This window comes from Paenibacillus sp. A14 (genome assembly GCF_036864815.1).
Taxonomy (GTDB): domain Bacteria; phylum Bacillota; class Bacilli; order Paenibacillales; family Paenibacillaceae; genus Fontibacillus; species Fontibacillus sanfengchensis.
On sequence record NZ_JBAGJD010000005.1, the window covers coordinates 470,345 to 493,283 of the forward strand.

Consider the following 22,939-nt stretch of genomic DNA (forward strand, 5'->3'; position numbering starts at 1 on the left):
GCAGATACGCAGGCATTCTATGTTATTAAGGTTTCTATTGGGGCAGCAGTTGCAATCGCATAAATAAAAAACGCGTACCTTGGCTCGAACGATGCCGGGAGTACGCGTTTTTTGAGGCCAGTTCATTAACGGGAAAACCTCCCGTTAATATTGCGTATTTCGCCTATGTGGGTACAATTAGGCGGAATTTCTCCAGCTAATTCGGCTCAAGTGGTGTGAGAGAGAGCCGCAGTTCCAAATTACCTGGAGATTTTCCAGGTAAATGCAAATCGCGTGTCTCCCGGCTCGAATTAACGGGAGTTTTTCCCGTTAAATCTCTCACGCCCGCCCCGGCGGGCCGGACAAAGCCAACGGCGGATTTTTTGGTCAGGTTAGATCATAAGGACGCACTCTGTCGATCTGCTTTGGCATAGCAGCCAATTTATTTCTATATGTGTGAAACCGCAACCTATGCTTGCCAGGCGTGTTATAATGCTCAATAATCGGACCGGCGGAAAGGGGCGCGAAATGATCGCAGGCGGCATTTACCGTAAATATTTTAAAAACAATCTGTTCATGAAAATCATTCTGTTCTTCTCCATGATCATGATCCTGACGATTATTACATTCTCCTATCTGATGTATCAGGTGATGTCGGAGGCCGTGGTCCAGCGGCAGATGGACGTTCAAAAAAGTGCAATCGAGAGCGTTTCCAATTATGTCGCCGGGAAGTACGAGTCGGTTCAGCGGATGCTGCGGGACATTTACCGCGACCGGGAGCTGGCTTACAATACGGCCTATTTTATGGAGCATCCCTATCAGGATTACGTCAGGTATCGGCTGGACCGTTTTTTCAGCGACACGGGGACGGGCTCCACAACGGATACGATCCAGTATTTCCGGAACCAGGTCGAGGATGATCGCGATATTATGAGCCTGATGCTGTACAGCGCGGATTTGCAGCAATTATACGTCTATAACAGCTTCAAACAATTTAAAATCGTATCCACGAACGCATCCCGGTCCTATGTTCCCGACGTCATGTACCTGGATGAGGACGCTAACGTATCGTTGCCGAATATCTGGATCCGCAAAACGATCGGCATGCCGGAAACGCCGATGTACTCGGTGCGGGTTCCCGTCAACAATAACCAGTCCTTGCGCAACATGGGGCAACTGGTCGTCTATTTCGACACGACCCGCGTGCAGAAGAGCCTGGAGCAATATAAGGACAACTTAAAGGGTCAGATTCTGGTCATCTCGGGCAAAGGCGATGTGTTGTTCGACAGCTCGGGGATGTATTACGGCCAGAAGTATCCGTATTTCGAGCAGGTGAATTCCGTTTATGACAACGGCACGGTGGGGAACGGGCTGATCGTGACGAAGCTGATGCAAAGCCAGGGCGGCTTTACCGTCCTTAGCACGGTGCCGGAAGAAGAACTGGCCAAGACGTACCGCGGTTTGCGGAATACCATCGTAACGATCAGCGCGATTTGCATCATGGTGGCGATCATCCTACCATCCCTGTTTATCAGCAATTTTGCCAAACGGACTTACGGGATCGTCCGCTTTACCCGCAAGGTGAGAAATGGAGATCTGACCGTGCGCATCGAGGATGACCGCGATGACGAGCTCGGGCTGATTTCCAAGAGCTTTAACAGCGTGCTCGACAACCTCAACGAGTACATTAACCGGGTATACAAAGCGGAAATCAAGCAAAAACAGGCTGAACTGAAAGCGCTTGAATCCCGGGTGAACCCGCACTTTTTGTACAATACGCTGGAAGTCATCCGTATGAGAGCCGTCTCCCAGGGGGCGAAGGATGTCGGCGAGATGATTTACAGCCTGTCGATGCTGTTCAAAAACTATGTGCAGCAAAAGCGGAACTACACGTTAAAAGATGAGCTGGAGGCCTGCAGACTTTATCTCGAACTGTTTCGGATCCGCTATAAGGACAGGCTGTCCTATAAGGTGAGCTGTGACAAAGAGCTGGAGACGAAGCCTGTGTTAAAAATGTCCCTGCAGCCGATCATCGAAAATTACATTATCCATGGCCTGCGGACAGACAGGGCGGATAACGCCGTTTCGATTTCCGTCGTTCCTTCCGGGGGAGGGATGATTCGTGCGGAGGTGAGGGACAACGGCCGGGGCATTTCGCCGGAAAGGCTGGAGGAAATCCGCCTGGGGCTCCAAAAGCCTGATGAATACGCGGAGTCCTTCGGTTTGCGCAGCATTCATGAGCGTTTGAAGCTGCTGTACGGGGAGGCCTGCGGGGTGGAAGTGAGCAGCGCAGAGGGCGAAGGAACGGCCGTGGTCGTGACTTTTCCCGAACTCGAGGAGGGAGACCGGAATGTATAAAGTATTTCTTGTGGACGACGAGCCTTTTATCATCGAAGGATTATACGATATCGTCGACTGGGCCGAACTGGGGATGGAGATCGTGGGTCATGCCGAGAACGGAAGCGCCGCTCTGCAGGCGCTTCGGGAGAAGCCGGCCGACATTCTCATTACCGATATTTCGATGCCGCAGATGACCGGCCTGGACCTGATTCGCGGGTCCCGGGAATTCAAGCCCGACCTGAAGGTGATCGTACTCAGTGGGTATGACGAATTTGCCTATTTGAAAGAAGGCATGGCGCTGGGCATCGAGAACTATCTGCTGAAGCCGATCAATCTGGAGGAATTCGCGGCTACCTTGACCGCGGTCCGGAACAAGCTGGATCTGACCCGCACTCATGAGGCCCTGAGCGAATACAGCACCCGCATCCTGCGGGACAATGTGATGCACCGGTGGATGTACAACCAGATCGGTACGGAGGAGTTCCAGGAAAGGGCCGATCTGTTGGGACTCAAGCTGGACAAGCCCTGGGTCCTCGTCTCCCTGCTGCGGGTTCGGCAGGCGTCCGCCGATATCTATAGCCGGGTCGAACGGGAGCTTAAGGGCAACCCGGAGATCGTTCCGTTCCGGGACAACGACGGGGATCTGGTGTTGCTGCATAATTTTGAGGAGCCCGACCGGGGGAGACGGGAGGCGGGTGAAGTCATCGACCGCCTGGCCGAAATGCTGTCCCTCTATCGTCCGCAAATCTCGCTCGGCAGCGTCGAAGAGAAGGAGGGATGCGCCTTTATCAGTTATGAGAACGCCAAGAAAGCCCAGGAATACTTCATGGTCTTTCCCGAACTTGAAGTAATCAGCCATGAGGAGCTAAAGGACCGGACCGAAAGGGCCCAGGCGTCCTCAATCGATTGGAGTGAGAGTTCCAGGCTGCTGCTTACCCGGGACAAGGAGGGGCTGGATGCCCTGATCGGCCGGGAGCTTTCCAGGCTTGGCGAACAGGGCGCGGCGACGCCGGCCTTCCTGCAGGAAATCGCCCTGGAGTGGATGCTCCGGTTCAAGATGCAACTGCAGGAAATCCGCCATACGGAAGACCCGGGACTATTTGCGGGCGGAATTGAAAGAATCCGGTCGGCCGATACGCTGGAGGAGTTGGCCGAGATTGTCAAAAAAACCGCCGCATCGGCCATTGATGCTCTGAACCGGGATGTAAAGAGCCCGGTCGTCCAGCAGGTGCTGAACACCATCCATGAGGGCTACAATCAGGACCTTTCACTCAAAACGCTGGGTAATACGTACAAAATTCATCCCGTGTACCTCGGGCAGCTTTTTCATAAGGAAGTCGGGGAGTCCTTTACCGAGTACATCAACCGATACCGCATCGAGAAGGCGAAGGAGATGCTGAAGTCGACGAACCAAAAAGTCCATGAAATTGCCCGTCAGGTCGGCTATTGGGAAGCCGGATATTTTTACAAGCAATTCAAGAAATATGTGGGGATATCTCCGACGGAGTTCAAAGGGCTGAGCTAGCGACCGTGTCGCCGGCAGGCTCTTTTCTTTATTTTGAACATGATTTATTTATTTTCTCTTCTATTTGAAAATGCTTTCATGTCATAAAGTAAAACTAGATTAAATGGTTCCACATCAAAAGGGAGGTTTACTCATGGGCAAAAAAAGAAAAAGCTTCTCCATGCTGCTGGCTTCATTGGTTGCGCTTACGTTAATTGTTAGCGCTTGCGGGGGCGGAAGCAAAACGGAGGGGAACAAAGCCGACAGTGCGGGATCGGGTAATTCGGCGAAAGCCGAGAAGCCGGTCGAATTGATCTGGTACACGATCGGTGCACCGCAAAAAGATTTGGATCGCGTGGTGGAAGAAGTCAACAAGTACACCAAGGAAAAAATCAACGCCACGATCGATATGAAAATGATCGACTACGGCGACTATACGCAAAAAATGCAGGTCATGGCCGCTTCCGGCGAGCCGATGGACATTATGTTCACATGCTCCTGGGCCTTCGATTACGTGCAAAACGCCCGCAAAGGCGCCTTCTTGGAACTGGACGATCTTCTTAACAAGTATGGCCAAGGTATCAAGGAAACGCTCGACCCGGCGTTCCTGGAAGGTTCCAAGGTTGACGGACACAACTATGCAATTCCGGCCAATAAAGAGCTTCCGGCTCAAGAAGTATGGCGCTTTAACAAAGAATTGCTGGATAAATACAAACTGGATATAACCAAAGCGACGACGCTGGAAAGTTTGGAGCCGATGCTTAAAGCGATTAAAGAAAACGAGCCGGACATTACGCCTTATGCGATGAAGAAAGACTTTATGCCGTTAATGCCGTTCGACTATGTCATCGAAAAGATGCCGATGGCCGTGTATCTCAATACCAAGGACTATAAAGTCGTTAACATTTTGGAAACCCCGGAAGCCAAAGCGGCTCTTGAAACCGTTCGCAAATACTACAAAGCTGGTTACATTTCTCCGGAAGTAGCGACCACGACTTCGGTGGAAGATTTGTTTAAATCCGGGAAATGGTTTATGGACCGCGCGTCTACCCAGCCGCTCGCCGATAACCTCTGGTCCGCCAGCTATGGCTACCCTGTCGTTTCCACACCGGCCGGTCAGCCTTACATCTTTAACTGGTCCGTCATGGGTTCCATGCAGGCGATTTCCGCCAATTCCGAGCATCCGGAGAAAGCGATGGAATTCCTGAATCTGCTGAACACCGACCCTTACTTGCGTAATTTGATCGATTCCGGGATCGAGGGCGTTCACTATGAAAAAGTGAACGACACCATGATCAAAAACCTGGCGGACGCCAAAAATTACGATATGCCGACGTTCTCACTCGGGAACATCATGATCACTTATTTGAACGAAGGCGATCCGGACAACAAATGGGATGAGTTCAAAAAATTCAACGCATCGGGCATCAACGCTCCGCTGCTGGGCTTCAACTTCGATACTTCCGCAGTGACGAATGAAATCGCCGCCGTACAGAATGCGAAGGAAGAATTCTGGTCTTCCCTGATGACGGGTACGGTCGATCCGAACGAGTACTTGCCGAAAGCAAACGAAAAACTGAAAGCGGCCGGTCTCGACAAAATCATCGCCGAAGCGCAAAAACAAATCGACGAGTGGAGAGCCGCAAACAACAAGTAAAAGGCATCATGGACTTGGAGGCATTGAAAAGATCGGGCGGGTGAAAAGCCTTACGCCCGGTCTTTTTCACACTCCGCCGCGATAAAATTTTAGCGATCAGGAGGGATTCGCGTGAAAAGGGTAGGCGGTTTTTTTCGGGATATCAATACAAATAAAGTCATGCTATTCATGGTTCTGCCGGGAGCGTTATGGTTCCTATTCTTTTCGTATCTGCCGATGTTCGGCACGATTATCGCCTTCAAGCAATACCGTTTTAGCCGGGACGGCTTCTGGGCCAGCATCGTCAACAGCAAATGGGTGGGCTGGGACAATTTCAAATTTTTGTTCAGCACGAACGATGCTTTTATCATTACGAGAAATACGCTGCTCTATAATATTGTCTTCATTTTCGTGGGACTGGTGTTATCCGTGCTGATGGCCGTGGTTTTGAGCGAGATTGCGAACAAGCGATTGGCAAAAATCTATCAGACGGGTATGTTTCTGCCGTACTTTTTATCCTGGGTTATCGTCGGCTATTTTGCTTTCAGCTTCCTCAGCGCCGACCGCGGGCTGCTGAATCAAGTTTTTAAATCCTTCGGTGCCGAGTCGATGCAGTGGTATTCCGACCCGAAAGTATGGCCATATATTCTGATTCTGGTCTATTTGTGGAAGGCTGTCGGCTACAACAGCGTCGTTTATCTGGCGGCGATCATGGGGATCGACAAATCCCTGTATGAAGCGGCGATGATCGACGGAGCCAGCAAATTCCAGCAAATCCGCAAGATCACGATTCCGCTGCTGATGCCGATCATTACGATCATGACCTTGCTGGCTGTCGGAAAAATCTTCTATGCGGATTTCGGGTTGTTCTTCCAGGTTCCCCGAGACTCCGGAGCACTCTATTCGGTGACGAACGTAATCGATACTTACGTTTACCGCGGGCTCAAAACTACCGGGGAGATCGGCATGAGTACGGCGGCGGGTTTGTACCAATCGGTTGTCGGTTTCATCTTGGTCATGACCTCCAACTATATCGTGCGCAAATACGACAAGGATAGCGCCTTGTTCTAATACACCGGAAGGAGTGAGTAACGTGTCAGCGAGAACTGTTAAAGTCCGCGATTTTCATCAGCTTTCAACGCCATGGAATGTGGTGTTCAATCTCATTGCCGGCATTTTTGCCTTTCTCTGCGTGTTTCCGTTTTTGTTCGTCGTCATTATTTCCTTCACCGACGAGGGCGTGCTGGCGCGCGACGGCTATAAGCTGATTCCGTCCCAATGGAGTCTTGAAGCTTACCGTTATGTGTTTCAAACGGGGGACACCCTGCTTCGTTCCTACGGCGTGACGATCTTTGTCACGGTGGTGGGGACGATGATCAGCTTGCTGTTCATTGCTTTCTATGCTTACGCCATCTCGCGCAAAAGCTTTAAATTCCGCAATTTTTTCGCCTTTTTCGCTTTCTTCACCATGTTGTTCAACGGCGGCCTGGTGCCGACGTACATCATCGTGACCCAATTGCTCGGTCTGAAGGATACGATTTGGGCTTTGATTTTGCCGCTTGCGGTCAACGCGTTTTACATCATGATTCTGCGGACGTTCTACAGCACGAGTGTGCCTGACGCCATTATTGAGTCGGGCAAAATCGACGGGGCGGGAGAATTCCGTATTTTCCTCAAGCTGGTGCTGCCGCTGTCCCTTCCGGGTCTGGCGACGATCGGTTTGTTCAGCACGTTGGGCTACTGGAACGACTGGTTTAACGCCCTGCTTTATATCGATAGCCCGAATCTGGTGCCGCTGCAATCCATGCTGATGCGGATCGAAACCAGTATGCAGTTCATTCTGCAAAATTCGCAGAACAGCTCGCTCAGCCTGGAGTCGCTGCGTTCGCTGCCTCAGGATACGTCGCGTATGGCGATGGTTGTGCTTGCGACGGGACCGATTATTTTTGCATATCCGTTCTTCCAGCGTTATTTCATTCAAGGTCTTACGGTAGGGGCAGTTAAAGAATAAGATCATCCGGAGGAGAGAGTGGAGACCATGATCTACAAAGACAAAACCAAACCGATTGGGGAGCGGGTGGAGCATCTGCTCGGTCTGATGACTTTGGAAGAGAAGGTCGGTCAGCTGATCCAGCCGTTCGGCTGGCAGACCTATGAGCATATAGACGGGAAAATAAAGCTTGCCGAGTCCTTCAAACAGCAGGTGGAGAACGGCGGAGTCGGCTCGCTGTACGGCGTGCTGCGGGCCGATCCGTGGACGGGCGTCACGCTGGAAAGCGGGCTGTCGCCGCGCCTCGGCGCGGAGGCGGTCAACGAGATTCAGCGCTATGCGATTGAGCATTCGCGCCTCGGGATTCCGATCCTGATCGGCGAGGAGTGCTCGCACGGCCATATGGCGATCGGGGCGACGGTATTCCCGGTGCCGCTGTCTCTCGGCAGCACCTGGAACGTGGACCTGTACCGGGAAATGTGCCGGGCGGTTGCCCGAGAAACCCGCAGCCAGGGCGGCGCGGTGACGTATTCCCCGGTGCTGGATGTCGTCCGCGACCCCCGGTGGGGGCGGACGGAAGAGTGCTTCGGGGAAGACGCCTATCTGGTCGGCCAAATGGCCGTGGCTTCGGTGGAAGGGCTGCAGGGGGAGCGGCTGGACGGCGAAGACAGCGTCGCCGCTACCCTGAAGCACTTCGTCGGCTACGGCAGCTCCGAAGGCGGCCGAAACGCCGGACCGGTGCATATGGGACGGCGGGAGCTGCTTGAAGTGGATCTGCTGCCGTTCCGCAAAGCCGTGGAGGCCGGCGCGGCCTCGATCATGCCGGCTTACAACGAAATCGACGGCGTGCCCTGCACGACCAACAAGGAATTGTTGGACGGGGTGCTGCGCGGCGAGTGGGGCTTTGACGGCATGGTCATCACGGACTGCGGCGCCATCGACATGCTGGCGTCCGGCCACGATTCGGCCGAAGACGGGCAGGATGCCGCGGTCCAGGCGATTGAGGCGGGCATCGATATGGAGATGTCCGGCGAAATGTTCGGCAAGTACCTGGTGGAAGCGGTTCGTAACGGCCGATTGGATACCGCCGTGGTGGACCAGGCGGCCCGCCGCGTGCTGGAGCTGAAATTCCGGCTCGGTCTGTTCGAGGCGCCTTATGCCGATCCGAATCGGGCCGAACAGGTCATCGGAAGCCGGGAGCACGTGGAGTTGGCCCGGAAAATCGCGGGCGAGGGCATCGTGCTGCTGAAGAATGAAGGCGGTGTGCTGCCGCTGTCGGCGGCGGGGAAGATCGCCGTCATCGGCCCGAACGCCGACACGGGCTACAATCAGCTCGGCGATTACACCTCCCCGCAGCCGCGGTCGAAGGTCACGACCGTGCTGGGCGGAATCCGCGGCAAGCTGGCGGATGCGCCGGAGCGGGTGCTGTACGCGCCGGGCTGCCGGATTAAAGGCGATTCGCGGGAAGGCTTTGAGCTTGCCTTGTCCTGCGCGGAGCAGGCCGATACCGTCATTATGGTCGTCGGCGGCTCCAGCGCGCGCGATTTCGGCGAAGGCAGCATCGATCTGAAGACAGGGGCCTCCAAGGTCACCGGAAATACCGAGAGCGACATGGACTGCGGCGAGGGGATCGACCGGCTGTCCCTGCGGCTGTCGGGAGTGCAACTGGAACTGATCCAGGAGGTCCATAAGCTGGGCAAGCCGCTGATCGTGGTATACATTAACGGCCGGCCGGTCGCCGAGCCCTGGATCGACGAGCATGCCGATGCGATTCTGGAAGCCTGGTACCCCGGCCAGGAGGGCGGTCATGCCGTCGCCGACGTGCTGTTCGGGGATGTCAATCCGTCCGGCCGGCTAACGCTCTCCATTCCGAAGCATGTCGGCCAGCTTCCGGTGTATTACAACGGCAAGCGTTCGCGCGGCAAAAGATACCTGGAAGACGATTCGCAGCCTCGTTACCCGTTTGGTTACGGGCTGAGCTACACGGAATTCGGCTATGCGAATCTGATCGTACAGCCGGAGTGTATCCTGCCGGACGGGACGGCCAAGGTCACGGTGGACGTGACGAACACCGGAAGCCGGGCCGGAGCGGAGGTCGTGCAATTATACGTGACCGACGTGGCCAGCGCCGTGACGAGACCAGCCAAGGAGCTGAAGGGCTTCCGCAAAGTTTACTTGGCGCCCGGCGAATCGCGCCGGGTGGAGTTTACCGTCGGTGCGGAGGAACTGGAGTATATCGGCCGCGATTACAAGCCGGTCGTGGAGCCGGGGGAATTCCGGATTCATGTCGGCAGGCATGTGAATGATACATGGAGCGCCAAGCTCATCGTACGGGAGGGTTAAATCGATGGAACGGATTAAACGGTTTATTCGGGAGCTGTCGGAGTTGCAATGGCTGGAGCAGATCGCGCTGCGCGATTGGAAAATCACTACCTCCGCCTACCAGGTTCCCGGCAAGTACACTGCGGAAGCGGATTATCCGGCAGGCGGACAGTTCGAAAGATTTCCTAGCACGCAGGGGACGACGTATTTCTTTCGGACCCGGCTGTCGATTCCGGCCGGTTGGCGGGGCGGGCACGCCGGCCTGGTGTTTGCTTCCGGGGGCGAAGGACTGCTGCGAATCAACGGCAAATCGTTTCAGGGACTGGACCGGAATCATACGTTTGTAACATTGCCTTCCGAACCGGAGGAGCTCCCGCTGGAACTGGAAATCGAGCTGTTTGACCCGATCCCGGAGCCGGTCGATCCGCTCAACCAACAGGCGGTCATACAGCCGCCGATCTCCGCGATCGACAGCCGGCTTGTGCTGGTCAACCGGCCGGTACAGCAGCTTATGTACACGGCGACGGTGGTCCGCGATTCGGCCGTGCTGCTGCCCGAGCAGGATTTCCGGCGCACCCGGCTCTTTGAGGCGCTCTACGCCGCCATGGATGAGGTTGTGGCGCTGGATGGGGCGGCGATTCGCGAGGGCGGTGCCTTCGCTGGGGTGGAAGAGCGGCTTACCGCGCGCGTTAAAGCGATCGGCGGCAATGCCGAGGGGCTGATCCATATGGTCGGGCAATCCCATATCGATATCGCCTGGCTGTGGCCGGCCCGGGAAACGGTTCGCAAGGCGAGCCGCACCTTCTCGACGGTCGATGCCTTAATGCGCGAATATCCGGAGTACCGGTACGCCCAAAGCCAACCGCAGCTGTTCGCCTACCTGAAGGACAATGATCCCGATCTTTACGCGCGCGTGAAGGAGCGGATCAAGGAAGGGCGCATCGAACTGGTCGGCGGCATGTGGGTCGAGCCGGATTTGAACCTGCCGATCGGCGAATCGCTGATGCGCCAAATGCTGTACGGCCAGCGGTTCTATCTGGAAGAGTTCGGCCGGACTTCGGACATCGAGTGGCTGCCGGACACGTTCGGCTATTGCGCTTCGCTGCCGCAGATTTTGCGTCACGGCGGCGTGCGCTATTTTATGACGACCAAGCTTGGATGGAATGACACGAACGTGTTTCCGTACGATTTGTTCCATTGGGTCGGTATCGATGGGACGCCGATGCTGTCCTACTTGAACCATGGCGTCAATGAGAACACGCTGCCGAAAGATATCCATGATCATTGGCAATCTTACCGGGAAAAAGCCGCCCATCCCGAGCAAATGCTGCTCTACGGGCATGGCGACGGCGGGGGCGGCGTGACCCGCGAGATGCTGGAATATATCGACCGCGCCGGGCTGATGGTCGGCCAGCCGGCCAGCGCGTACAGCACGGCCGCGGCGTTCTTCGCAGGGATGGAGGCGGCGCGGCCGCAGCTTCCTTCCTGGCATGGCGACCTGTATCTGGAGCTGCATCGCGGCACGTACACGACGCACGGGCGAAACAAGCGGAACAACCGTAAAGCGGAAATCCTCTATCGCGAAGCGGAGGTTTGGAACACGCTGGCGGCTCCGGCGATGCCGGAGGAGCGGCGGCGCGAGGCTCAGGCCGCGCTGCATGGCGGGTGGAAGCTGATTTTGCTCAACCAGTTCCATGATATTATTCCCGGATCTGCGATTACGGAAGTGTACGAGACATCCGAGAAGGAATACGCGGAGATTTTCGATAAAGGCCGCGCCGGATTGGCACAGGGGCTGGAGGTCTTGGCCGGACAGGTGGACACGGTCGGCGAAGGCAAGCCTTATGTCATATTCAACAGCCTGGGGTGGGCCCGAGATGCAGTGGTTGAGATCCGGGATCATGGCCTTGGCGGGTATGCTGCCGCCTTTGATGAAACCGGCGGACGGCTTGATGCGGAGCTGGACCGGTTGTCCGGGACGGTTGGCGAAGAAGCCGCTGCCTGGGTCCGGGTGCCGGAAATCCCGGCTTTCGGCTACAAGACGATCTGGCTGAGAAGCGAGGCGGAGTCGGCGGAAGCTGTGGTATCGGCCGCGTCCCGGGAGCTGGGGGCGCAACTGAAGACGCAAACTTTCCCCGGCGTTTGGGAAACGGAGCATTACCGGCTCACGTTCAATGAACGCGGGGAAATCGTCAGCCTGCGGGATAAAGCGGCGGACCGGGAAATCGTGAAGCCGGGCGAAGCGGCCAACCGGTTTCATTTCTTCCATGACCGGCCGACGTTGTGGGACGCCTGGGACATCGACAGCCGTTACGAACAGCAGCCCGCCGGGCAGGCGGAACTGCTGGAGAGCAAGCTGGTTTCCAGCGGGCCGGTTCGGGATGTGCTGCGCTTCCGCTGGAGCATCGGCCAGTCGGAAATGACGCAGGACCTGATCCTGTACCATCATCACCGGCGGATCGACTTCCGCACCAAAGTCAACTGGAACGAAGCCCATAAGCTGCTGAAGGTCGGTTTTCCGATCGATGTCGTGACGGATAAAGCGACCTACGAAATTCCGTTCGGCGCGCTGGAGCGTCCCACCCACCGCAATACGAGCTGGGAGCAGGCGCAGTACGAGGTGTGCGGGCACCGGTTCGCTGACGTTTCGGAGCGGGGATATGGCGTCAGCCTGCTGAACGACTGCAAATACGGCTATGACGTGCAGGGAAGTACGATTCGCCTGTCCCTGCTGCGCGCGCCGAAGTGGCCGGACGAAACCGCCGATCTGGGCGAGCACGAGTTCACTTACTCGCTGTACCCGCATACCGGCGGTTGGCAGACGGCGCATACGGTACGCGCCGCGGCCGAACTGAACCACGAGCCGGCCGTGGTCGCCTGCGAAGCCCGGGAAGGCTCGCGGCCCCCGGTGCAATCGCTGGTCGGCTTCACGGGCGAGCACGCGGTGCTCGATACGGTCAAGCCGGCCGAAGACGGCAGCGGCGTCGTGCTGCGCTTCTATGAGTCCGCCGGCGGACGCGAGTGCGCGGAGCTGACCTGGAGCTTGCCGCACGGGCAAGTCTTCCGGTCCAACGCGCTGGAGCAGGAGCTGGAGCCGTTGAAGACGGACGGAGGGCGGATCAGGCTGGATTTCGCCCCTTACGAAATCAAGACCCTGAAAATAAAAAGCTAGGTGAGTCGAAAACCGGTAGACCGGTAATCAACTTTCCTTTGAAGCCGGGCATGTGGATAACGGCCTGGCGCGACGCTATTTTGTCGAATTTGGCTGATCGGTATGGAATAGCGGATTTTTAGGCACTAGCGATGCACTAACCCTAACATGAAAGAAGAGTATGGTTAAAAATGCGGGCCCTATCTTACGCATGGCGTAGTCCTGCTTTATTTCGGGAAATTTTCTTTTTTTCATCCAATATTCACCTGCATCGATATAATCGAGTATGAATTCCTGCAAAAGGTCAGGCTTTCCGGCTGGTACTAACGCCTGAGAGGAGTCTAACGGCTGTAGGAGCCGCTATTTAACGAAAAGTAGCCCTTTCGAAATTCTAACGGTCGTGAGCGCCGTTATTCCCCTGGATTCTCGCCTTAACAGCCTGTTTATGCGAAATAAGCGCCGTGGCGACCGTTAGAATGGGAAGTCGGCGTTTTTAGGACAAATAACGGCTGTGGCAACCGTTAGCGTTAAAATGCGCCGGCGGTTAGGGAAATGGGGCGCGCCGGATCCAACTCGCCATACCGAGGCGACAAGTTTCAAAATAGACAGCACCATGTCAGGTTTGATACAACTTCAGTGATTTTTAGGACCTTATTTTGGGGAAAAGTAGGCCAGACCCCGGTTTTTGAGCCCGCAACAAGGCAATAAGACTCTTTTGGGCCGCTATTATTCCCGCGGAGCCGAATCGGGCCGAAATAGCGTCTCAAAAAGCCGCTAACGCGGCGTACTAATCTTGAAATAGACAGCACCATGTCAGGTTTGATACTTAACGCAAAATAACGGGAATTCCTCCCGATAATAAGGTGCTCCGGTGGGTGCGGAGGAGAATTAGCTGGAAAACCTCCCGCTATTTTATCTGAAATAGGGGGGATCGGCGGCTGGGGTCGCATAATGGATGGCATTATTCCAGTTAAATCCGATCTAAGGATCCAGATTTGTAAAATAACGGGAGGTTTCCCGTTGAAGAACAACACTTCACCGGGCGCCTCTACACTTGCACTTTTCAATTCAACTTATTAACCACATAAAGGAGCGAACAGCCCCATGGAACAATTCAGACTCCCCAAAATACCGATGCCGCCGCTTGCGCTTCCGGCCGCCGTGCAGGACGTTTTGCGCGAAGCGGAGGAAAAGCTGGCCCACCGGCCCAAGCTGCTGAGGCTATTCAAAAACTGCTTTCCGAATACGCTGGAGACGACAACCAAGCTGCTGGACGACGGTACGACCTTCGTCATTACCGGAGATATCCCGGCTTGCTGGCTCCGCGATTCCGTGGAGCAGGTGATTCACTACGTGCCGCTGGCGAAGGAGGATCCGGATCTACAGCGGATTATCGCGGGGCTGATCAAACGCCATATCGAATACATTCATATCGATCCGTACGCCAACGCCTTTAACGAATCGGCCAATGATTGGCATTGGAATACGACTGATGAGACCGAGATGTCACCCTGGGTATGGGAGCGCAAATTCGAGATCGACTCGTTATGCTTCGTCGTCCGCCTGGCGTACACGTATTGGAAAGAGACGGGGCGTGCGGATATTTTTGACGCCGGGTTTAAAGCGGCCATGCGGCGGATTTATGAGCTGTTCAAAACCGAACAGCGTCACTTCGAACAGTCCCCGTACCGGTTCACCCGGAACAACGGAATTCCCGAGGACTCGCTGCGCAATGGAGGGCTGGGCATGCCGGTCAATTACACCGGGATGATCTGGTCGGGCTTCCGTTCCAGCGACGATGCCTGCGATTTCCATTACAACATTCCGGGCAATATGTTCGCGGTCGTGGCCCTGCGCCAAATGCAGGAGTTTGCCGAGTGGGTGTTCCGCGATCTGGCGTTCCTGGCCAAACTGAAAGAGCTGGAATTTGAGGTGGATCATGGCATTCAACTTTACGGCATCTACCGTCATCCGGAATTCGGACCGATCTACGCCTACGAAACCGACGGGTTCGGCAACTACTGCCTGATGGACGACGCCGGAACGCCGGGGTTAATGTCCATTCCGTACCTCGGCTATGTGGGGGCGGACGATCCGGTTTATCAAAATACGAGACGCTTTGCGCTGAGCAAGGAGAATCCGTTCTATTTCGAGGGCAAGGCGGCCCGGGGCATCGGAAGCCCGCACACGCCGAAGGACTATATCTGGCACATGGCTTTGTCCATGCAGGGCATTACGGCGCAGACCAAGGAAGAGAAGCTGGAGATGATCGCGATGCTGGAAGCGACCGACGCGGATACCGGGTATATGCATGAAGGCTTCCACGCGGACGATCCCCATACATTTACGCGCAAATGGTTTGCCTGGTCGAACAGCCTGTTCTCGCAGCTGGTGTACCGGGCGATGAAGGAAGGCATTGTGTAAGGTCTATAACTATTCCAGGAAAAAGGAGACTTGATCATGAGCAAAATTATTGGCGAATCCCTGAAAAATATCCCTTGGCAGGATAAACCCGAGGGCCTGAACGCCCCGGTTTGGCGCTATTCGCAAAACCCGATTATCGAGCGGCACGCGATCCCGAACTCGAACAGCGTGTTCAACTCGGCCGTCGTTCCTTTCGGTGACGGATTTGCCGGGGTGTTCCGCTGCGATTCCAGATCGGTGAGCATGGACATTTTTGCCGGCTTCAGCGACGATGGCGTAAATTGGACCATCAACCACGACCCGATCGTTTTTGAAGGGGACGAGGAAGTGATCAAGCGGGAGTATCGTTACGACCCGCGGGTCTGCAAAATCGGCGACTGCTATTACATCACCTGGTGCAACGGCTATCACGGCCCGACGATCGGCATCGCTTATACGACCGATTTCAAAACGTTCCACCAACTGGAAAACGCCTTTTTGCCGTATAACCGCAACGGGGTGCTGTTCCCGCGGAAAATCGGGGAGCGCTACGCCATGCTGAGCCGTCCGAGCGATACGGGCCACACGCCGTTCGGGGATATTTTTTACAGCGAGAGTCCCGATTTGACCTTCTGGGGCAAGCATCGCTATGTGATGGGGACGATCAACGGGGACGCTTCCGCCTGGCAGTCCAAAAAAATCGGCCCCGGACCGGTTCCGATCGAAACCGACCAAGGGTGGCTCCTGATCTACCACGGTGTCATCAATACCTGCAACGGGTTCGTGTACCGCATGGGCTGCGCGCTGCTGGACCTCGACAAGCCGTGGATCGTCAAAGCGCGGTCGCGCAACTACATCCTCGGTCCGGAAACGCTGTACGAATGCGTCGGAGACGTACCGAACGTAACTTTCCCTTGCGCCGCCCTGACGGACGCCGACACCGGGCGGATCGCGATTTACTATGGCTGCGCCGATACCGTGACCGGATTGGCCTTCACGACCGTGGATGAGCTGCTGAGCTACATGGAGCAATATCCGCTGGAAGAGGCGTAAATCTTAGCCCGCGGCAAGAAGATGCAAAAGTGCAGGAATTGAACCATACACAAACCAAATTCGCGAGAAAGCGAGGGGACTCCATCCACATGGATAAAAAAAGAACGGCCCACCTTATTTCCCACACTCACTGGGACCGGGAATGGTACCTGCCTTATGAGAAGCACCATGTTCGGCTGGTCGCGTTGGTCGATGCTCTTTTGGACAAATTGGATCAAAGCGATGCTTTCAGGAGCTTCTATCTCGACGGGCAGACGATCATTCTGGAGGATTACCTCCAAGTGCGGCCTGAGAACAAGGAACGGCTGGAGAAGCATATCCGGAATGGCCGGATTCTGATCGGGCCCTGGTACATTTTGCAGGATGCGTTTTTGACGAGCGGCGAGGCCAATGTGCGCAACATGCAGATCGGCCGCCGGGATGCCAAAGCGTACGGGGAACCGGCCAAAATCGGTTATTTCCCCGACACGTTCGGTCTGGTCGGACAGACGCCGCAGCTGATGAAGCAGTCGGGCATCGACAACGTCTTTTTCGGGCGGGGCGTGAAGCCGACGGGCTTCAATAATACGGTTTCGGACGGAGGCTATGAGTCTTCCTTCTCCGAGCTGCTCTGGGAAGGCCCGGACGGCTCGAAGGTGCTGGGCATCCTGTTCGCCAACTGGTACTCCAACGGCAACGAGGTACCTGTGGACGAGGCGGAAGCCAAGCTGTACTGGGAGCGCAAGCTGGCGGATGCGGAGAAATACGCCTCCACGGGCGAACTGCTGTTTATGAACGGCTGCGATCACCAGCCGGTTCAGCTCGACCTGCCGGAGGCGCTGGAAACGGCGGCACGGCTTTATCCGGACACTGAGTTCGTGCATTCCAGTCTGCCGCAATATCTGCAGTCGCTGAAAGGTGCGATGGACCGGGAGTTGTCCACGGTCAAGGGCGAGCTGCGCAGCCAGCGGACGGACGGCTGGGGGACGCTGGTCAACACGGCCTCGGCGCGGGTGTATCTCAAGCAGATGAACCAGGAAGGGCAGGCCTTGTTGGAAAAAGTGGCCGAGCCGCTGGCTTCCTTCGCGCATCTGCTGGGTAAGGACTATCCGCATCACTTATTTACGTATGCGTGGAAAACGCTGATGCAAAACCACCCGCACGACAGTATCTGCGGCTGCAGCGTGGACGAGGTGCATCGCGAAATGGTTACGCGCTTTGCCAAGAGCCGCCATGTGGCGGAGGCGATCATCGACGACAGCAAGCGGGCGCTCGCCGAAGCGGTCGATACGTCGGGATTCGCCGCCTTTGGCGAAGATCCGCTCCCGCTGATCGCCATGAATACGACCGGTTGGACCCGGTCGGGCGTGATCGCGGTGGAGATCGATGCCGCCCGCCTGTACCTGCGGGACGGGCATGGCCTGGAGGAGACCGCCCGCTGGATGAGGGCGGTGGATCTGTCCGGCCGCGTCCTGGTGGACGACCGCGGCCGGGAGGTTGCCTGCACCGTGGAGGATCTGGGCCTGCTGTTCGGCTATGACCTGCCGGACGACCGGTTCCGCCAGCCGTACATGTGCCGCAAGGTGCGGATCACGTTCCGTGCAGAGGCGATTCCGGCGCTGGGGCTTCGCGCGTACGCTTGGGTGAAGCGGCCGCAGCGTGAGGAGGCGGTGCACGCCGGTTCGCTGCTTACGGGCCATCTTGTGATGGAGAACGAAGCGCTGCGGGTCGAAATCGCTGAGGACGGCTCGTTCTCCCTGAGCGATAAGGTGTCGGGACGCGTCTACCGGGATTTGGGCATTTATGAGAACACCGGGGATATCGGCAACGAGTATATGTACCGTCAGCCTGAGGCCGAAAAGCCGCTGACCACCCAAGGCATCGCCGCGCAAATCCGTGTGCTGGAAGACAAGCCGTATCGCGCTGCTCTTGAAATCGTGCATGCCTGGGAAATTCCGGCTTCCGCCAATGAACTGCTGGACCAGGAGCAGCGGGAGCTGGTGTACTATCCTGAGCGCCAAGCCCAGCGCGCCAAGCGTCTCGTTCCGCTGGAGATTCGCACCGTGCTCTCCCTGGAGGCCGGCGGCAAAGGGGTGCGGATCGAGACGAAGCTGAACAATCAGGCGAAGGATCATCGGCTCAGAATGCTGTTCCCGACCGATTTGTCTGCCGCCAAACACCGCGCCGACTCGATGTTCGAAATTGCCGAGCGCGATAATGAGCCGGCTCCGGAATGGCAAAATCCGAGCAACACCCAGCATCAGCAGGCTTTCGTGGAGTTGAGCGACGGCGAAGCGGGGCTGGTCGTAGCCAATCTCGGCCTGAATGAATACGAGGTGCTGCGGGACGGCCGCAATACGATCGCCGTAACGCTGCTGCGGGCCGTCGGCGAACTGGGCGATTGGGGCCTGTTCCCGACGCCGGAGGCGCAATGCCTCGGCGAGCATACTTTCCGTCTGGAACTGATTCCTTATGGGGCCGGGGAGCAAGGGGCGTATGCCGCTTACGCCGAAGCCTATCAGTTCCAGGTCCCTTGGACGGCGGCCCAGACGGGGGTTCATGCCGGAAGCGTCGCGCCGTCATCGGCAGTGCTTCGCTGGGAAAGTGCGGAGCTGGCCTTCTCCTCGCTTAAAATCAACGAGGAGACGGGAGACATGATGCTGCGCTGGTTCAACATGAGCCGCCGCGGCTCCGAGCTCACGTTCAGCCCGGAGATTCCGGTCAAGCAATTATACAAAACGACCATTATGGAAGATGCGCATGCTCCATTGACCGGTAATCCGGTCGGCGGGCTATCCCTTCCGGTCGGGCCATGCGAGATTGTAACCATCGGCGTAAGGAGATAAGATAAGCCGAAATTGAAGCGCGGGATGTCAGAGGTTAGAGAACTCTTCTGACGGCCCGCGCTTTTTGTATTTCGTTGACAAAGGAAAAAGAAAAAGGTAGGATGGAAAACAAATAAACATTAACGTTTTCTGAGTTTTCCGGAAGGGACGAGAGCGATGCGAAGGAGTTTATCCTGGCTGATGTTGATGACCGACATCGGCTTCCTTATTTATTGGGCGGCCACCTTTTTGAAGTGGATTCCCAAGTCTTACGTTTATCAGGACTATAACAATCCGCTGTTGGTAGCCTGGAACTTGTCTTTTTTGCCGCTGGACTTATTCATATCGGTGACGGGGCTTATGTCGGTTGCGCTTTGGCGCAAAAGACGGCCCGCATGGAAGCCTCTGGCCTTGATCTCAATGGTGCTGACCTTCTGCTCGGGATTGCAAGCGATCGCTTTCTGGAGCTTCCGGGTTGATTTCGATCTGGTTTGGTGGGTGCCGAACTTGTTTTTGATGCTGTACCCGTGCGTCTTCATTCCGGGTCTGGTACGATCGGACCAGGCTGTCGAGAAGCCTACGAAAGAGAGAGGAGCGGCGTAATCCGATGAGGGAACGAATTCTGAGCGCGGCCAGGGAGGAATTGGCGTACCGGGGGCTGAAGTTCTCGGTCCGCGAGCTTACTGCGCGGCTCGGCATCAGTTCCAAGACGCTGTATCAGCATTTTGCTTCGAAGGAAGAATTGATCACGGCGATCACGCTGGCAGAGATCGAAGAGATGAAGAGAAGAGAGCTGGCCATCCGCGAGGATACATCTCTCACGGTTGCCGAGAAGCTGCGTGAGGCCCTGCTCGTGCTTCCCGGCAGTCTGGCGGTGAAGGACTTCCGTCTGCTGGATGATCTGCGGCGGAGCTATCCGGAAGCCTGGGAGCATGCCGAACGTTATCTCGTCGAGGGCTGGAGAGGCGTTGAGCAGCTTGTCGAGGAAGGCGTGCGCGAAGGGACGATCCGCCGTTTTGATTTGGATTTGCTGATTCAGATGTATGTGGGATCGACGCACAGGCTGCTGGAGGTGCGTTCTGAACGCATGACCTCCGGCGAAGCGTTAAGAAATATGGTCGATATTTTTCTGGACGGAATCCGGGTGAAGAACTAAGGCAGGGCGAGCCCCAAACCGGGGAGAAGGACAAACGGGGTAAGCCCGTCGAGGTCAGCAGAAGCAATATCTATTTCGAGGTGAAGGAAATAATGGCTTATATGTGGCTAGCTTTGGCTATTTTATTTGAAGTTTGCGGCACGACGTTTATGAAGCTGTCCGAAGGGTATACCCGAATTGGACCAACCATCGCGGTGGGCGTCTTTTATATTCTGTCATTTGGATCGCTGGGCATTTCACTGAAAAATCTCCAGGTGAGTATCGCCTATGCCATCTGGTCGGGGGTCGGCATGGTGCTGATCGCGGTCATCGGATTTCTGTTCTTTAAGGAGGACTTGAATTGGATGAAGGCCGTATGCTTGATGCTGATCATCGCCGGCGTCATGGGGCTCCAGTTCTCGGGAAATACGCACGGCTAAATAAAAACCGGTCCGGACTCCTCGTGGAAGGAAGCTCCGAACCGGTTTTGCGCGTATTTAGACTTCGTTCCAAATCCGTTTGACATTGTCAAAGGCGATTTTGGTACCGGTCAGACCATCTTCCATGCCTTCGTATTCAATCGACAGGAACCCGTTGTAACCGGAGCTTTTGATGGCCCGAAGAATCTCCCACAAATCGAGATCGCCGTGTCCGGCGATCGCGCCGCGGAGGTAGCTGCCCCCGGCGCTGCGGAACCAGCCCTCTCCCGGATTGCGGTAGGAAGGACGGATGTAAAAATCTTTAATGTGCACCATGGAGGCATATGGCAAATTGCTCTTCACCGCGGTTACGGGATTTTCGTCCACGCAAACGAAGTTGCCGACATCCAGCGTCGTTTTGAAGTTCGGACGGTCTACCGCATGGATCAGCGCCTGAACCCTGTCGCTGGCCTGGACATAGTAGCCGTGGTTCTCCACGCTGGTGGTGATGCCGTACTGTGCCGCATGGTCGGCGATGATCCGGCAGGCCGCCGCGGCCTTCTCCAAGTCCTCGTTAAAACGGACAATGGAAGTGTCTTCACGGGAAGCGACGTCATGCCGCATCAGCTTGATACCGAGCCGGTTGACGCGGTCTACTTCAGCGATGACCCTGGCGATTTCCGCTTCGTATTCCGCCTCCGTTTTCATGACGAAATTGGCTCCGATGCAGTAGCCCGACATCTCCAGGCCCAAGGCTCGGGTTTTCTCCTTCAACTGCTCTTCCAGTTCCGGGGTACTATCGAAGTCAAAACCGAGATTAGGCACAATTTCAATGTGCTCCGCGCCGATTTCCGCGATCCATTCGGCGGCTTCCAGAATGTTCATCCGACCCTGGTGCATGGCTTGATATAAGCTGTACGAACTGATGCCCAGCTTCATAACGGATTCATCTCCCTGTTCTTAAGGATATTAAGATAGCGATTGAGAATTTCTGCAAATCTGCAGGCTTTTTCGAACGTATGGAGCTGTAATATCAAAATTCCTGCAAATCCGGCTAGGCCCCCTTAATCCGGAGTCCTACCCTACAATGTTTATGAATTCACAGGATTGCTCCTTATTCTGCCGTATTACACCGCTCTATGAAAGGCAGAGGTGTCTTCCAGTGTCCTCACCCATATCGAGAACTTCGCTGGAGACATTTTTCTTAAGTTACCGTGAATTTTTCGGTTGTTGTAAAAGTCCATGTATTGGTCCAGCGCCTCATAAGCTTCATCGAGGGTCATAAAGTCCCTTTGGCTAAACAGATGGCGCTCCAGGACGCTGTGAAATGACTCAATGTAGGCGTTCATATTGGGGGACCGAGGTGGTATACGCTCATGAATAAGATCCAAGCTTTCACAGGTATCTCCAAATAGCTTGCTGACGAACTGCGGACCATTGTCTGTACGAACCACCGGCATAGGCTCGCCGGGCTCTATACGGTCTTGCAAGGCATACCATAAGGTTTGGACGACTTGTTTAGCTTCGCATACTGGGCCTCTATACTGCCCTACTACCATTCGGTCAAACACATCTATAATGCTGAGTACAAAAAAGAACCGTTCCTGCCCGATCGCGTATCCATATTTAATGTCCATTTGCCAAAGTTGGTTTGACCCCGTTATAACTCGATTTCTCGGTAATCGGCGAGGGTGGGAACGTACGCGCTTTCTAGGTTTCTGCAATATGTCTAACTCTTGGCAAAGTCGATAAGACTTCTTTTTGTTGAAGATGAGATCATACTTATCTCGAAGGGATTGGGCCAAAAACTTATAACCATAGACAAACTCTTCTCCTTCAAGGAGTTCGAGCAGCCATTCTTTGATTTGTGCGTCGCTAACTTTCTCACCTGTAGCCGTGTAAGAGTATCCAGGCACGGGACGACCTGCACGGCTTTCGGTTGGACGTTCTTCGCCTTTTTCTGCTGACTGGGCCAGTCGCTTTTTACGGTCGTAATACGTTGATTCTGACAACCCAAGAATGCGCAGCACAACAGCTGCCGGTTCCCCCCGCTTAATGAATGGGTCGGCTATTTCAAATTTTTCAGATAAGCGGGGTTTTTCTTTTTTAGCAACTCTCGCAAAATTTCGATTTCGAGTTCTTTTTCACCAAGGACCTTAACGGCCTTTTGGTAGCGTTGCTCTACCTCCTGCAGGCGTTGCAA

The 22,939-nt window shown here is 55.4% G+C and carries 14 protein-coding genes and 1 pseudogene; 13 read left to right on the forward strand and 2 right to left on the reverse strand.

Annotation, left to right across the window (positions count from 1 at the left end):
* Positions 1-507: 507 nt before the first annotated feature.
* The 13 genes from V4U88_RS16515 (at position 508) to V4U88_RS16575 (ending at position 20,757) form a co-directional block, all read left to right on the forward strand.
* Positions 508-2,337 carry a sensor histidine kinase gene (locus V4U88_RS16515; RefSeq protein WP_416367255.1) on the forward strand — a complete coding sequence of 610 codons (1,830 nt, stop codon included), beginning with the start codon at positions 508-510 and terminating at the stop codon, positions 2,335-2,337.
* Positions 2,330-3,844: a response regulator transcription factor gene (locus V4U88_RS16520; protein ID WP_334074339.1), complete on the forward strand. Its 1,515-nt coding sequence runs from the start codon at positions 2,330-2,332 to the stop codon at positions 3,842-3,844. Before V4U88_RS16515 ends, V4U88_RS16520 begins: the two co-directional genes overlap by 8 nt.
* Positions 3,845-3,977: 133 nt before the next feature.
* The gene (locus tag V4U88_RS16525) at positions 3,978-5,480 is read left to right on the forward strand and encodes an ABC transporter substrate-binding protein (RefSeq protein ID WP_334074340.1); all 1,503 of its coding nucleotides are present in this window, start codon (positions 3,978-3,980) and stop codon (positions 5,478-5,480) included.
* 159 nt (positions 5,481-5,639) lie between these two features.
* Positions 5,640-6,530: an ABC transporter permease gene (locus V4U88_RS16530; RefSeq protein ID WP_334074377.1), complete on the forward strand. Its 891-nt coding sequence runs from the start codon at positions 5,640-5,642 to the stop codon at positions 6,528-6,530.
* A 22-nt stretch (positions 6,531-6,552) separates the two neighbouring features.
* Positions 6,553-7,470: a carbohydrate ABC transporter permease gene (locus V4U88_RS16535; protein ID WP_334074341.1), complete on the forward strand. Its 918-nt coding sequence runs from the start codon at positions 6,553-6,555 to the stop codon at positions 7,468-7,470.
* Between the two features lie 27 nt (positions 7,471-7,497).
* The gene (locus V4U88_RS16540; RefSeq protein WP_334074342.1) at positions 7,498-9,792 is read left to right on the forward strand and encodes a glycoside hydrolase family 3 N-terminal domain-containing protein; all 2,295 of its coding nucleotides are present in this window, start codon (positions 7,498-7,500) and stop codon (positions 9,790-9,792) included.
* Positions 9,793-9,796: 4 nt separating this feature from the next.
* Entirely contained in the window at positions 9,797-12,943 is a 3,147-nt protein-coding gene (locus V4U88_RS16545; protein ID WP_334074343.1) for an alpha-mannosidase, read from the forward strand.
* 1,083 nt (positions 12,944-14,026) lie between these two features.
* Positions 14,027-15,346 carry a glycoside hydrolase family 125 protein gene (locus V4U88_RS16550; RefSeq protein ID WP_334074344.1) on the forward strand — a complete coding sequence of 440 codons (1,320 nt, stop codon included), beginning with the start codon at positions 14,027-14,029 and terminating at the stop codon, positions 15,344-15,346.
* 36 nt (positions 15,347-15,382) lie between these two features.
* A complete protein-coding gene (locus tag V4U88_RS16555) occupies positions 15,383-16,378 on the forward strand; it encodes a glycoside hydrolase family 130 protein (RefSeq protein ID WP_334074345.1) in 996 nt (331 codons plus the stop codon).
* A gap of 89 nt (positions 16,379-16,467) precedes the next feature.
* Positions 16,468-19,203 carry an alpha-mannosidase gene (locus V4U88_RS16560; RefSeq protein WP_334074346.1) on the forward strand — a complete coding sequence of 912 codons (2,736 nt, stop codon included), beginning with the start codon at positions 16,468-16,470 and terminating at the stop codon, positions 19,201-19,203.
* Positions 19,204-19,359: 156 nt separating this feature from the next.
* On the forward strand, positions 19,360-19,785 hold the full coding sequence (locus V4U88_RS16565; RefSeq protein ID WP_334074347.1) for a YvaD family protein: 426 nt from the start codon (positions 19,360-19,362) through the stop codon (positions 19,783-19,785).
* Between the two features lie 4 nt (positions 19,786-19,789).
* Positions 19,790-20,338, forward strand: coding sequence for a TetR/AcrR family transcriptional regulator (locus tag V4U88_RS16570; protein ID WP_334074348.1), 549 nt, complete (start codon positions 19,790-19,792; stop codon positions 20,336-20,338).
* Between the two features lie 92 nt (positions 20,339-20,430).
* The gene (locus tag V4U88_RS16575; RefSeq protein ID WP_334074349.1) at positions 20,431-20,757 is read left to right on the forward strand and encodes a DMT family transporter; all 327 of its coding nucleotides are present in this window, start codon (positions 20,431-20,433) and stop codon (positions 20,755-20,757) included.
* Between the two features lie 57 nt (positions 20,758-20,814).
* Here V4U88_RS16575 and V4U88_RS16580 read toward each other — a convergent pair whose 3' ends face one another.
* On the reverse strand, positions 20,815-21,675 hold the full coding sequence (locus V4U88_RS16580; protein ID WP_334074350.1) for a sugar phosphate isomerase/epimerase family protein: 861 nt from the start codon (positions 21,673-21,675) through the stop codon (positions 20,815-20,817).
* Positions 21,676-21,863: 188 nt separating this feature from the next.
* Positions 21,864-22,811: pseudogene (locus tag V4U88_RS16585) on the reverse strand (IS3 family transposase); the annotation flags it as partial.
* Between the last annotated feature and the right edge of the window lie 128 nt (positions 22,812-22,939).

Excerpts from the sequence above, each read along its gene's own strand:
- V4U88_RS16565 (WP_334074347.1), top strand. The coding sequence starts at position 19,360 with ATGCGAAGGAGTTTATCCTGGCTGATGTTGATGACCGACATCGGCTTC.
- V4U88_RS16550 (WP_334074344.1), top strand. The coding sequence starts at position 14,027 with ATGGAACAATTCAGACTCCCCAAAATACCGATGCCGCCGCTTGCGCTT.
- V4U88_RS16580 (WP_334074350.1), bottom strand. The coding sequence starts at position 21,675 with ATGAAGCTGGGCATCAGTTCGTACAGCTTATATCAAGCCATGCACCAG.
- V4U88_RS16560 (WP_334074346.1), top strand. The coding sequence starts at position 16,468 with ATGGATAAAAAAAGAACGGCCCACCTTATTTCCCACACTCACTGGGAC.
- V4U88_RS16555 (WP_334074345.1), top strand. The coding sequence starts at position 15,383 with ATGAGCAAAATTATTGGCGAATCCCTGAAAAATATCCCTTGGCAGGAT.
- V4U88_RS16545 (WP_334074343.1), top strand. The coding sequence starts at position 9,797 with ATGGAACGGATTAAACGGTTTATTCGGGAGCTGTCGGAGTTGCAATGG.
- V4U88_RS16575 (WP_334074349.1), top strand. The coding sequence starts at position 20,431 with ATGGCTTATATGTGGCTAGCTTTGGCTATTTTATTTGAAGTTTGCGGC.
- V4U88_RS16520 (WP_334074339.1), top strand. The coding sequence starts at position 2,330 with ATGTATAAAGTATTTCTTGTGGACGACGAGCCTTTTATCATCGAAGGA.
- V4U88_RS16570 (WP_334074348.1), top strand. The coding sequence starts at position 19,790 with ATGAGGGAACGAATTCTGAGCGCGGCCAGGGAGGAATTGGCGTACCGG.
- V4U88_RS16525 (WP_334074340.1), top strand. The coding sequence starts at position 3,978 with ATGGGCAAAAAAAGAAAAAGCTTCTCCATGCTGCTGGCTTCATTGGTT.
- V4U88_RS16515 (WP_416367255.1), top strand. The coding sequence starts at position 508 with ATGATCGCAGGCGGCATTTACCGTAAATATTTTAAAAACAATCTGTTC.
- V4U88_RS16530 (WP_334074377.1), top strand. The coding sequence starts at position 5,640 with ATGCTATTCATGGTTCTGCCGGGAGCGTTATGGTTCCTATTCTTTTCG.
- V4U88_RS16540 (WP_334074342.1), top strand. The coding sequence starts at position 7,498 with ATGATCTACAAAGACAAAACCAAACCGATTGGGGAGCGGGTGGAGCAT.